Consider the following 12,110-nt stretch of genomic DNA (forward strand, 5'->3'; position numbering starts at 1 on the left):
TATGAGGCGTTATTTACTAAAAATTAAGGTAAATATAAGGCGACTATATTTATAATTCCACCCGTTTTACAAAACCAATATTTAACTCTATTGGGGTATCGCCAAGCGGTAAGGCCGCGGCTTTTGGTGCCGCTATTCGGGGGTTCGAATCCCTCTACCCCATCCACACTGACTATTTGATATAATCTGGAATCAAACTCTTTATTTTTTCATATATCTTTTCAAAATCAGTAGAATAAACTCTTGTATCTGCAACTGAAGTCATAAAATTGGTGTCACCTTGCCAACGGGGAACCAAATGCATATGGATATGTTCAGCTATTCCGGCACCTCCGGCTTTTCCAAGATTCATACCAATATTTACCCCATGAGCACCAAATCCCTCTTTTAAGAGTTTTACGCCTTTTTGCGCTAAGTTACTCATATGAAGCCAAGTTTCACTCGGTAATTCTTCAAGTTTATCGGTATGAAGATGCGGAATAATCATAAAATGACCCGGTGTATATGGATAGCGGTTCATAACCATAAAACAGTATTTATCTCTGTAGAGTACATGTAGCTCTTTATCCTCTTCTTTATGAGAGCTTATATAACAAAAAACACAACCCTCTATTTTTTTGCTTGTTATATATTTATCCCGCCATGGTGCATATAAAATATCTTTCATTTCAACCCTTTAATTAAAATCTCTAACACAAAAAAATTAAATAAATGCAAATACTAAATCAGGAAACAGCATTACCAAACCAAGCGCCACAATTTGAAGCAGTATAAAAGGGATAATTCCCTTATAAATTTCAGCTGTCTTTATACTCTCTCCCGCAGCTCCTTTTAAAAAGAAGAGTGAGAGTCCAAACGGCGGAGTTAAAAACGAGGCTTGCAGATTTAGAGCAATTAGTATTGCAAACCAGACAGGATCAATCCCAAACGCATGCATAACCGGCACCAAAATCGGAACAATGATAAAACTTATCTCTATAAAATCTATAAAAAAACCAAGAATAAAGATACTTATCATAGCAAAAGCTATAAATATCCAGACATCACCTATATCATCACTAAAAAACTCTAAAATCATATCTGTTCCGCCAAGCTCGTTAAATACCAACGAAAAAGCTGTTGCTCCAATAAGAATCATAAATATCATACCGCTGAGTTTCACGGTTTGCATAGCTGCATACTGAAGCATTTTAAAATTTAAGGATCTATTTAGAGATGCAAGCAAAAGTGCACCTATCACTCCAAAAGCTGCCGATTCAGTTGGTGATGCAATGCCGACAAAAATACTTCCCAAAACAGACACCATAAGAAGCAGAGGCGGAATAACAGCTACGATAATCTCTTTTATTCCCACAAATTGAAGATCTTCAGCTATAGGAGCAGCATCAGGCTTAAGATAAGAAAAGATCAAGATATAAATAATATAAAGTCCTACAAGTACAACTCCAGGAAGTACCGCTCCCATAAAAAGCTCTCCAACGCTAACACTCATAACATCACCCAAAATAATCAATATAATTGAGGGCGGTATAATCTGCCCAAGAGTTCCGCTTGAAGCAATAGTTCCCGCAGCAAGTCCTTTGTCATATCCAGCACGAAGCATCAATGGAAGCGCAATTACGCTCATCATAACAACACTTGCCGACACGACTCCAGTCGATGCTGCAAGCATTGCACCTACAAGTACTACACTCACCGCCAAACCGCCTCTTGTAGTTCGAAACATAGAGGTCATAGCTGCCAAAAGTTTCTCAGCCATCAAAGATTTTTCAAGCACTAAACCCATTGCAATAAAGAGCGGTACCGCCATAAGCGTCGTATTTGACATGATTCCATAGATGCGAAACGGCAAAACGGAAAAGACATCAAAACCAAGTTCAGGAATCAAAAAAGCAAAAACAATTGAGACTCCTCCAAACACAAAAGCGACGGGAATTCCAACCATAAGCAGTATTAAAGCAACTATAAACATCAATATGGCTATCATAGCGATCTCCATTTTTTAAAACTTTTAATTGCCTGTGAAACCGCCTGAAGTGACAAAAAAACAAAAGAGAGCGGCATAAGAGATTTAACAATAAATCTATACTCCAATCCGCCCGGATTTGAGGATGCTTCCTGCTGTACAAAACTCATATGCACAAAATCAATACCTATATAAATGATAAGCAGAGAAAAAGGAAGAACAAAAAAGAGTGATGCTATAGTATTTATCAACGCTTTTGTTTTTTTTGAAAAAGAGGCATAAAAAATATCGACTCTCACATGCGCATTCTCTTTAAGCGTGTAAGCTATTCCAAATAGAATCACGATATCAAAGAGGTGCCACTCCAGCTCTTGAAGTGCCACTGAACCGGTAGAGAAGAGATATCTTGCAGTTGCGTCATATACAACAAGCAAGATTAAAACTCCGAGGATAAAAGCGGTAAAGTAACCCAAATATTTTATAGCTTTATCTAAATAATTCACTTTTTGTTCTTATATAAAATTGGGTGCATCATTTGCAAAAAGTATGATATCGCCGGCTTTTGTCTGACCTGCTAAAACTTCTGTAAGGTTTGATTTGTCTGCTAACATTATCTTGTTTTTTACTTTAAGGTTTTTATCAAAAAGTTCTGCATTTAAAGAGCCTGTTACTATTACAATATCAAACACACTATTTATCGCCTCTATAAGCTTAAGATTAAGTTCATCGCTGCTCTCTACGAGTCCCGGAGTAACGATTACTTTTCTCCCTTTATGCAGCGAACATAAGCGAATCGCTTCAAGCATTCCCTCTATATTACCGTTATAACCGTCATCAAGAATAATCTTGCCGCCTGCCTTTATCATTTGAAGTCTGTGTTCAACCGGTTTGAGCTCTTTTACAGCTTCTACTATCTGCTCATCACTTATATCGAATGTTTTTGCTATATGAACAGCAACAGCAATATTGGTTGTTTGAAATGAGCCTAAAATATCTGTGTGCAGATGAAGGATATTGTCATATACTTTCAATTCAAAATCAGTTCCCTCTAAAGTCGAGTTTATATCTTGTATCTCGTCACCGAAAAATGTCACTTTATCATGAGGTTCATCTGTTACAGAGGTGTGGATAAAAGCGCATTCAAGTCTTGGCGACTGCATGATTTCGAGTTTAGTTGCAATAATATTTTGCAGAGTTTTAAAATACTCTATATGTGCAAGTCCTACTTTTCCGACAACAACCACTTGAGGCTCTAAAAAAGTTGTTATCTCATAGATATCCCCTCTCTCTCTGGCTCCTGCTTCACAAACATAAATATCTGTATCATCCGGCAGTGATTCATTTATATCTTTAACTATTCCGCCAAGAGTATTTACGCTTCTAGGCGTTGCGTAAACTTTGTACTTTTTTCTTAAAATCTCAGAAACAAAATTTTTTATACTTGTCTTACCGTAACTTCCTGTAATACAGACAACTTGCAATTTTTCCATTCTTTTTAATTTTTTTTGCGCCTCTTTTTTAAATAGTGCAAAAAGAAACTTTTCTATGCCTAAACTGGCGATATAAGCAAGTGCAAGAGGCATAAAAACACCGTAAGTTTCGCATGCTGATTTTACACTGCAAAGAAGATCCTGAAAAAAGACAAAAGAGAGCAAAAGAATTAAAAATCTTTTTACCCTCCATGTTAAAACAAGTTTTTTATCAAGATTTTTGTGCCAGATAAAAAGAGCCGGCAAAAATGCAAAAAAGAAAAAAATACTAAAATACCCAGCCATAGCATAATAAGCCAAAAATGGTATAAAAAAGTAGACAAGATGCCAGTGAGGCTTATGATGTTTTAAAATAACCCGTGAAAGTTTGTAATCATACCACTGAAGATTGGTAATAAGGTACCATCCTAGGGCTGTTACAAATAGAACATTTGTAATAAACGATATAACTATTTCATAGTTTTGCATTATTTATGCTCCATTGTTTTTAAAAAAGTTTTTTCTATGTTTTGTGATACATCTTTGGCGTTATTTAAAAAGAAGTAGTGATCACCCTCATAAGTTAAAAGCGAGGAGTCTTTTATAAGTTTGTTTATCTTCAAAGCACTGCTAAGCGGTGTGGCACTGTCCTCTTTTCCCCAGCACAAAAGTGCTTTTCCTTTATAAGAAGCAAACTCTTTAGAAAAATCTTCATCTACCACATTTTTAAAAGTTTGATACATTGGCTCACTCAGTTTTTTTGCATCCTCTGCTACGAACAACTCTCTAAATTTTGTCAATCCTAATAGTTTGAGAAGTTTAAAGAGTGCAATTTTTGTTCTTACTTTTATAGATTTTGACCTATAGATTCCAGCACTTGCAACTAAAACAAGTACTTCAGGATTTAACAAAAGTGCAACTTTGCCGCCAAAAGAGTGACCAAGAACTATATCTTTAGAAGCATTTAAATGAATCATAAGAAGTTCCACTACTCTTGCATAATCTTTTGTCTCAAGAGGCATATTGCATGTAGAGTTGCCAAATCCGGGCAGATCTATATAGATATGACGAAAACTCTCCATATAGGACGAAAATGCTTTTTTCATCAAGTTTTTATTGCTGCCCCATCCATGCAGAATAATTAGATCAACGGTAGCTTTGGGATTTACTACCTCATAGCTTATATCCAAAGTATGTTGATGAAACTGGATTGACTTTATAGCCATTATTTCCCTTTTGCTTTAGAAATTGAGTGAATATATTCATACCCTATCTTTGCTTTTTTAACATTTGGAAGCGAACTTAAAAGCATTGCCAAAGAGTTTTCAAAATTATCAAAAAGATAGTTTGCCATAGAACCCGGTATAGGGTTTATCTCATTTAAATAGACTTCGCCTTCAACAACAAAAAAGTCACATCTAATAAGTGCGCCTTCAAATAAATCTTTATAGATTTTTTCAAAATTATCTTTTAGTTTTGATTCCAACTCTTTTGATATCTCTGCTTGCAAAACCTGTTCACTTCTTGAAAAATCCATATATTTCTTTTCAAAATCTAAAAACATCTCTTTTTGAGGTTCTTCGATTATAGAAAAATGTATCTCTTCATTTGCCATAAAACCTGCTAAATTATACTCTTTGACACCTTCTAAAAATGGTTCGACTATAACATTGCCATCAAATTCAAATGCACTGTCTAACGCATAATCAAGCTCACTCTCCTCTTTGACTATACTGACTCCGATTGAGCTTCCAAGCCTTGATGGTTTTACAATTATAGGATACTCAATATTTATATTTTTATGCTCTTTTATATTTAACTCTTCATGTGCAACACTTTTTACGCCTCTGGCTTTACAAAGCCATTTTGTATATCTTTTATCGTACGAAAAAACACTTGCATCAATGCGAGGCCCAATATATTTTATGGAGAAAAAATCCAAAAGTGCAGCTATAGTGCCGTCTTCTCCATCTGCACCATGTATAAGGTTTAAAACAGTGGCATTATGCGTGGTTGAACTAAAAATTCCTTTTTGAACAAATCCGCCATTAGCGATTAAGAGCTTAGGCATTTTTTTGTATTCACCTTTTGAGAAAGTAACAGCTTTCATTTTTGCTGCTTCAATAAGATAAAATGTATGATCCTGATCACAAAAAATAAAACTTAAATCAAAATTTAAAAGTTTTTGTTTTAATGTAATAGCACTTACTATGCTGATTTCATGCTCAAAACTTGCCCCGCCGAATAAAATAGTTAATTTCAATATATATTTCCTTGATTAAATTGTTTGTAAAAGCTTTAAACCCTCTTTTACGAGTGAAGCTGTATCATCTGCACTACATTTTGCAAGTGCTTTTGATATCTTGTCTTTTTTAAATCCCAGTGACTCAAGCGCTTCAGAAGCCTGGCTAAAGGCTTGACTCACCTCTTCATTTTGTGATGAAACAAGCTCAACATCAAATCCGCTCAGTTCAACCAAAATCCGCCCTGCACTTTTAGGCCCGATACCGGGAACTTTTTTTACACCGTTCATATCTTTATTGTTTATAACAACTGCAAATTGAGCCGGCGTATAGGTTGAACAAATTGCCATTGCAACTTTCGGACCTACTCCGTTTATCTTAATAAGTCTCTCAAAAAGTTTTTTTTCACTTATCTCTAAAAATCCATAAAGCAGCTGAGCATCTTCTCTAATTATATGTGATGTATAGAGCTTTACTTCATCATTTCCTATGGCAGAAAAACTTTGCAGCGATATAAAAACTTCATAAACTACACCATTTACTTCAACATGTACAAAAGATGGCTCTTTATGCTCAATTTTTCCTTTTAAACCTACTATCACTGATCTACCGCCTTAAATTAAAGTATCCCTCATTTAAAAAATAGTGCTTTAGTTGTAAAAAAGAGGAAGAAATCATTGTTTTTTATTTATTTCATCTAAAATTAAATTTTTAAAATTAAACCCTCCATTTTAATCAAATATTTGTTAAACTTTCGTAAAAGTAATATGTAAGCGGCTGCAAAAATATCCAATAAGTTTTTAAAGCTGTCCAGATTCTACAAAAGAAGCCTATGTTTAAATCAATTTTCACCAATAGTTTTGGAATTTTATTTTCAAGAGTTTTAGGATTTTTAAGAGATCTTTTAACCGCATCTGTTCTTGGCGCAAATATATACAGTGATATATTTTTTATTGCATTTAAACTTCCCAATCTTTTTCGCCGTATCTTCGCAGAAGGTGCTTTTACACAGGTTTTTATCCCTGCATATGCAAAATCAAAACATAGAGCTGTTTTTTTGGCGCATATATTTAGTATATTTTTGTCCATTATAGTAATATTGACACTCTTTGTAAATATTTTGCCCTCTATCGCTACAAAAGCAATAGCAATCGGTTTTGACAAAGAGATGATAGATCTTGCTTCACCTTTTGTAGCAATCAACTTCTGGTATCTGCCGCTTATCTTTATGGTAACTTTTTTAAGCACTCTTTTACAATATAAACAACATTTTGCCACTACAGCTTTTTCAACTGCTTTGCTCAATATTTCACTTATTTTAGCACTCTATTTTTCGCAGGACAAAAGCCAAAATGAGATAGTCTACTATCTAAGTTACGGAGTTGTTATCGGTGGTCTTTTACAACTTTTTTCACATATGATCGCTATCTATAAACTTGGGCTCTTTAAGCTTGTTTGCGGCGGGTTTAGTTATTTAAGAGTAAAATCAAAAAAAATAACACAAGAGACAAAAAAATTTCAAAAACAGTTTTTGCCTGCTATTTGGGGAAATTCAACCGCGCAGATAAGCGCATTTTTAGATACATGGCTTGCCTCATTTTTAGCAAGCGGAGCAATCAGTTATCTCTACTACTCCAACCGTATTTTTCAACTGCCTCTTGCTTTGTTTGCAATTGCCACATCCATCGCTCTTTTCCCAACTATTGCAAAATATATTAAAAACAAAGATGAGATAAAAGCCAAAGTGTTTATGCAAAAAGCTTTCTGGTTTTTGGCTTTTTTACTTAGTGCCAGCACTATCGGCGGATTTATACTCTCGCAAGAGATTATCTGGCTTCTGTTTGAGAGAGGTGCCTTTACTAACAGTGATACTCTTAATACAGCGGCGGTACTGCAGATGTATATGATAGGTCTTTTGCCTTTTGGTCTTCAAAAACTCTTTTTGCTTTGGATATATGCAAATGAGCAGCAGATGCAAGCCGCAAAGATTGCTACTGCATCTCTAAGCACAAATATTCTTTTCTCTTTGTTTTTTATCATGCCTCTCGGAGCAGCAGGTTTGGCGTTAGCTAGTACTATTAGCGGATTTGTCGGGTTTTACTTAACTATAAAAGCATTTGGAGTAAAAAACTTTTTCGATATACTTCTATGCAAAAAAGCCATCTATCTTATAATTGGTTCAATTTTATTTACTATTTTACTTATAATTTTGAAGGATTTAATCAGTGTATATATATGATTCTGTACAAAAAACCAAAAGAAAATTTATTCCACAAAGAGATGCTAAAGTAACTCTTTATGTATGCGGTCCGACTGTATATGATGATGCTCATTTAGGTCATGCAAAAAGTGCTTTGGTTTTTGACCTGCTTACAAGAGTCTTAAAAGCCAACGGCTATGATGTCACTTATGCCAGAAATATAACAGATATAGATGATAAAATCATTAAAAAATCTATTGAGCAGCATAAAAGCATAAAAGAGATAACAGACTTTTACACACAAGCTTATCATGAAGAGATGAGTAAACTTGGTGTTATGCGTCCAAATATTGAACCAAAAGCAACCGAGTCGCTTGAAGCAATGTTTGAACTTATACAAAAACTTATTGATAATAATCACGCCTATAAAACAGAGGATGGTGATGTATATTTTGATACTTCAAGTGACAGTGAGTATCTAAAACTTTCACATAGAATCCAGGATGAGGATGAGAAGATGCAGCGTGTCGAGAGCTCATCTCAAAAAAAGCACAGCGCCGATTTTGCTCTATGGAAAAGCGTACGCGATGATAGTATATCATTTGATTCTCCTTTTGGCAAAGGCCGCCCCGGATGGCATATAGAGTGTTCTGCTATGATAGAAAAGCATCTGGCGCAAAAAGATGTAAAATATGCAGTAGATATTCACGGCGGCGGAGCGGATCTGCTCTTTCCGCATCATGAAAACGAAGCGGCTCAAACTAGGTGTGCTACAAATCATGTTTTAGCTAACTACTGGATGCACAACGGTTTTGTAAATATTGAGGGTGAAAAGATGTCAAAGAGTTTAGGAAATAGTTTTTTCTTAAAAGATGCTCTTAAAGTCTATGACGGAGAGGTCTTAAGATTTTATCTCTTAAGTACACACTACAGAAGCAACTTTAACTTTAATGAAGAGGATTTGAGTGCTTCGAAAAAGAGACTGGATAAAATTTACAGACTTAAAAAGCGTCTCTTTGGTTTGAGCCACAATAGTGAAAGAACAGCTTTTCAAGATTCGTTGCTAAAAGCACTAAATGATGATTTAAATATATCTGCTTCACTTGCACTTATAGATGAGATGATTTCGCATGCAAATGAGGTACTCGACACGGCAGGAAAACATAAAGAGTTTAAAAAAGAGACTCTCTCAAATTTAGCCTATATTGAAAAAGTTTTGGGATTTGGAGTTAAAAACCCTTATGAATATTTTCAATTAGGCGTCGATGAAGAGACAAAAGTAAAAATCAATGCACTTATATCCAAAAGAGATGAAGCAAAAAAAGCAAAAGATTTTGCAACTTCAGATAAACTCCGCGATGAGATACTCGCTTATGGAGTAAATCTAATGGATACTCCGCAAGGAACTTTTTGGGAAAAAATATAGTTTTCTAAGGATTTTTTATCCTGTTTTTATAGCCTGTATTTATACGAAGACGAAGTCCGATATAGTAAGCGTATGTTATTGCTTTTTTAAGCAGGTATGCACTATATCCTTTTACTTTTATAAAACCAAAAAGCTCTCCGCTTGCCCAGCGTCCGCCAAGTGCTATAAACACACCCAACACTTTTGCATCAAAAGGTTTTAAAGGTTGTTTATCTATTTTTTTATGGATAGAGTCTGCCACATACTCTGCGCTTCTCTCGGCAGTTTGAGCTGTTGGAGGCAGTATATTTTGTTCTGCATCTCTGATTTCAACACAATCTCCTATAGCAAATACATTCTCTTTGCCGCCGATATTTAACATCTCATTTGGAATAAACTGAGAGATTTTATTTTTTTGCGTATCTATTGTTTCATTAAGTTCTGATGCTTTAATTCCACCTGTAAAAATCATAAAATGATATTGAAGTGGATTAGCGTTTTTAAAATAGATAGTTGTATCATCCATTTTTTGTATAAAAGCGTCGGTAAGAATATTGACTCCAAGAGATTCAAGCCGCTTATGTGTACTTTTTATCAAAAAATCGCTCATTCCCGGCAAGATTGTCTTGCTTGCATCTATAAGATGAATTTTTATGCTGTTTACTCTGCTTCCAAGTGTTTTTTTATAAACAGCAACTACATTTGCCATCTCTGCAGCCACCTCAACACCACTAAGTCCCGCACCTCCAATGGCCAAATTTATCTCTTGCGCATCATCCTCATTTTGAAGTTTTTTATAGATCAGATTTTCAAATTCTACTCTAAAATTATGAGCTCTGTGAAGATTTTTTACGCCAAAACTATGTTCTCTAAGACCCTCTATAAAAGAGAAAAAATTTGTTTTTGCTCCTGTTGCGATAATAAGGTAATCATATGCTATCTCACCGCTGCAAATTTTTACTTTTTGAGACTCAAAATCAACACAAAGAGCACTCTCATTTACAAAAGCAACTTTTTTCTTAAATCCGCTACACCAATCTTGCAAATCAATAACTACATCATGAAGATCAAATCTACCGGCAATATAGCCATACGCCTCCGTTTGAAGATAGTGATAATGATGTTTGTCTATAAGTGTCACATCTATATCTGCTCGCATAGCCAAATGCTCTATAGCGCGAAGTCCGCCATATCCGCCGCCTATAATTACTACTTTTTTATTCAAATTTTGCCTTTGCACCATAAAATCGATAGAATTATACAAAAATTTACTTAGGCTTAGAATGACAATCAAACAATTAGAAGAACTACTGCAAGAGAGTGTAAAAGATACAACAGAAGAGTTTAAAAGGCTTTTTCACGGTCGTGGAGCTCTTTATGATGAATGGAAGCATCTAACAATTGACTCAATAGATACTGTTTTAAGTGTGGCTCTATACTTTGAAGATGCAAATGAAGATAAGCTTATAAAGATGCTGCAAAAATTCATATCTTACTCTGGACATAAGATCATTGTGCTTCAAAGAAGATATATAAAAGGTGCTCCAAGCGAAGTAATTGCGGGAGAGCTTGAAGAAAATCTTTTTGCAGTTGAAAACAACATGAAATTTAAACTAAACCTTTTATCAAACCAAAACAGCCTCTACTTTGCAGATATGGAAAATGGCAGAGCCTTTGTAAAAGAGAATGCAAAAGATAAAAATGTGCTAAACCTTTTCTCATACACATGCGCATTCAGCGTTGCGGCAAAACTAGGCGGTGCAAAAAGCGTCTCAAATATCGATATGAGCAAAGGTGCTCTCTCGGTAGGCAGAGCAAATCATCATCTAAATGAGATAGATACAAAAGGTGTCAGTTTTTTGCCATACAATATACTTAAATCATTTTCCAGAATAAAGAAAAAAGGACCTTTTGATCTCATAATTATAGATCCGCCAAGTTATCAAAAAGGGAGTTTTGATGCCAAAAAAGATTATCAAAAAATCATAAAAAAACTACCCGATATCGCATCACAAGAGTGTATACTTCTGGCATCTTTAAACGCACCTGATTTGGATTCAAATTTTTTGATTAAGCTGATAGATGAGTTTGCACCCGAATTTAAGTTTGTTAAACGGCTTGAAAACCTAAAAGAGTTTGCAAGCCAAGATGAAGAGAGAAGCCTTAAAAACTTAGTTTTTAAAAGGCAAAACTCTTAATCACAATACTCGGCCAAAAGAGCAGATTTTACCTCACTGTACTTTTTCTCGCCTTGAAGTTTTTTAACGATTTGCAATCCAAAACAGATAGCCGTTGCAGGTCCGCGCGATGTCAAAACATTAGCATCTTCCACAACCATGCTTTTATCGCTAAATCCATCCTCTCTTATCTGCTTCTCAATAGTCGGATAACATGTGTAATTATGTTTTAATACCCCTGCACTCTCAAGCACAAGAGGTGCTGCACAGATTGCTCCTATACTTTTTCCTTTTTTATCCATCTCTTTAAGAATTTGTTGTACATTTGCATCATCTCGCAGAGCAACTGTTCCGTCCCAGCCGCCAGGCAACACTATCATATCAAGATTCTCTACGACTACATCATTTATGGACATATCAGACAAAACTGAAACATTATGAGCACCCTTAACTGCACCTTTCTCACCCAAAGAAGCAACCAAAACCTCAATACCACCTCTTCTTAAAACATCTATAATATTTATCGCTTCTATCTCTTCAAATCCATCTGCCAACGGCACTAAAACTCTGCTCATTTTCTTCTCCTTCTACTGTTTTATTTTTTTAATTTTATACTTATAATGTTATAATCTACTTAAAAATTCAAGGTT

Annotated in this window: 12 protein-coding genes and 1 tRNA gene; 4 read left to right on the plus strand and 9 right to left on the minus strand. The window is 35.1% G+C overall.

Features of this window, described 5'->3' with window-relative positions:
- The first annotated feature begins 91 nt into the window (after nucleotides 1-91).
- Nucleotides 92-166 (plus strand) — tRNA-Gln (locus CVO_RS05080).
- Nucleotides 167-172: 6 nt separating this feature from the next.
- On the opposite strand, the gene CVO_RS05085 is transcribed toward CVO_RS05080, so the two are convergent.
- Genes CVO_RS05085 through ruvA form a run of 7 tightly spaced genes read right to left on the minus strand, consistent with a single transcriptional unit; the run spans nucleotide 173 to nucleotide 6,280 of the window.
- On the minus strand, nucleotides 173-667 hold the full coding sequence (locus tag CVO_RS05085) for an HIT family protein (RefSeq protein WP_152299268.1): 495 nt from the start codon (nucleotides 665-667) through the stop codon (nucleotides 173-175).
- 36 nt (nucleotides 668-703) lie between these two features.
- The gene (locus CVO_RS05090; RefSeq protein WP_159570499.1) at nucleotides 704-1,987 is read right to left on the minus strand and encodes a TRAP transporter large permease; all 1,284 of its coding nucleotides are present in this window, start codon (nucleotides 1,985-1,987) and stop codon (nucleotides 704-706) included.
- Complete coding sequence (locus CVO_RS05095) at nucleotides 1,984-2,469, minus strand: TRAP transporter small permease subunit (RefSeq protein ID WP_152299266.1); 486 nt, start codon at nucleotides 2,467-2,469, stop codon at nucleotides 1,984-1,986. Before CVO_RS05095 ends, CVO_RS05090 begins: the two co-directional genes overlap by 4 nt.
- Before the next feature lie 9 nt (nucleotides 2,470-2,478).
- On the minus strand, nucleotides 2,479-3,924 hold the full coding sequence (locus CVO_RS05100; protein ID WP_159570502.1) for a Mur ligase family protein: 1,446 nt from the start codon (nucleotides 3,922-3,924) through the stop codon (nucleotides 2,479-2,481).
- On the minus strand, nucleotides 3,924-4,661 hold the full coding sequence (gene estV / locus CVO_RS05105) for an EstV family lipase (RefSeq protein ID WP_152299264.1): 738 nt from the start codon (nucleotides 4,659-4,661) through the stop codon (nucleotides 3,924-3,926). The genes CVO_RS05100 and estV overlap by 1 nt, the downstream gene beginning before the upstream one ends.
- Complete coding sequence (locus tag CVO_RS05110) at nucleotides 4,661-5,698, minus strand: D-alanine--D-alanine ligase (protein ID WP_159570505.1); 1,038 nt, start codon at nucleotides 5,696-5,698, stop codon at nucleotides 4,661-4,663. The genes estV and CVO_RS05110 overlap by 1 nt, the downstream gene beginning before the upstream one ends.
- A gap of 15 nt (nucleotides 5,699-5,713) precedes the next feature.
- The gene (ruvA, locus tag CVO_RS05115; RefSeq protein ID WP_159570508.1) at nucleotides 5,714-6,280 is read right to left on the minus strand and encodes a Holliday junction branch migration protein RuvA; all 567 of its coding nucleotides are present in this window, start codon (nucleotides 6,278-6,280) and stop codon (nucleotides 5,714-5,716) included.
- Between the two features lie 230 nt (nucleotides 6,281-6,510).
- Here ruvA and murJ point away from each other — a divergent pair, with 230 nt between their 5' ends.
- Together murJ and cysS are read left to right on the plus strand one after the other, a co-directional pair.
- Nucleotides 6,511-7,917: a murein biosynthesis integral membrane protein MurJ gene (gene murJ / locus CVO_RS05120; protein ID WP_159570511.1), complete on the plus strand. Its 1,407-nt coding sequence runs from the start codon at nucleotides 6,511-6,513 to the stop codon at nucleotides 7,915-7,917.
- Nucleotides 7,904-9,304 (plus strand): cysteine--tRNA ligase, encoded by a 1,401-nt coding sequence (cysS, locus tag CVO_RS05125; protein ID WP_152299260.1) that lies wholly within the window; start codon nucleotides 7,904-7,906, stop codon nucleotides 9,302-9,304. Before murJ ends, cysS begins: the two co-directional genes overlap by 14 nt.
- A gap of 4 nt (nucleotides 9,305-9,308) precedes the next feature.
- On the opposite strand, the gene CVO_RS05130 is transcribed toward cysS, so the two are convergent.
- A complete protein-coding gene (locus tag CVO_RS05130; protein ID WP_159570514.1) occupies nucleotides 9,309-10,508 on the minus strand; it encodes an NAD(P)/FAD-dependent oxidoreductase in 1,200 nt (399 codons plus the stop codon).
- A 58-nt stretch (nucleotides 10,509-10,566) separates the two neighbouring features.
- On the opposite strand from CVO_RS05130, the gene CVO_RS05135 reads away from it, so the two are divergent.
- Nucleotides 10,567-11,481: a class I SAM-dependent methyltransferase gene (locus CVO_RS05135; protein WP_159570517.1), complete on the plus strand. Its 915-nt coding sequence runs from the start codon at nucleotides 10,567-10,569 to the stop codon at nucleotides 11,479-11,481.
- On the opposite strand, the gene CVO_RS05140 is transcribed toward CVO_RS05135, so the two are convergent.
- Nucleotides 11,478-12,035 (minus strand): DJ-1 family glyoxalase III, encoded by a 558-nt coding sequence (locus tag CVO_RS05140; protein ID WP_159570520.1) that lies wholly within the window; start codon nucleotides 12,033-12,035, stop codon nucleotides 11,478-11,480. The two genes, CVO_RS05135 and CVO_RS05140, sit on opposite strands and share 4 nt — an antisense overlap.
- Between the last annotated feature and the right edge of the window lie 75 nt (nucleotides 12,036-12,110).

Source organism: Sulfurimonas sp. CVO, from assembly GCF_009883775.1.
Classification (GTDB): Bacteria; Campylobacterota; Campylobacteria; order Campylobacterales; family Sulfurimonadaceae; genus Sulfurimonas; species Sulfurimonas xiamenensis.

What these genes read in the sequence shown, in the direction of transcription:
- CVO_RS05100 (WP_159570502.1), bottom strand. Translation starts at nt 3,924, where the DNA reads ATGCAAAACTATGAAATAGTTATATCGTTTATTACAAATGTTCTATTT.
- CVO_RS05090 (WP_159570499.1), bottom strand. Translation starts at nt 1,987, where the DNA reads ATGATAGCCATATTGATGTTTATAGTTGCTTTAATACTGCTTATGGTT.
- murJ (WP_159570511.1), top strand. Translation starts at nt 6,511, where the DNA reads ATGTTTAAATCAATTTTCACCAATAGTTTTGGAATTTTATTTTCAAGA.
- estV (WP_152299264.1), bottom strand. Translation starts at nt 4,661, where the DNA reads ATGGCTATAAAGTCAATCCAGTTTCATCAACATACTTTGGATATAAGC.
- CVO_RS05085 (WP_152299268.1), bottom strand. Translation starts at nt 667, where the DNA reads ATGAAAGATATTTTATATGCACCATGGCGGGATAAATATATAACAAGC.
- CVO_RS05140 (WP_159570520.1), bottom strand. Translation starts at nt 12,035, where the DNA reads ATGAGCAGAGTTTTAGTGCCGTTGGCAGATGGATTTGAAGAGATAGAA.
- CVO_RS05135 (WP_159570517.1), top strand. Translation starts at nt 10,567, where the DNA reads ATGACAATCAAACAATTAGAAGAACTACTGCAAGAGAGTGTAAAAGAT.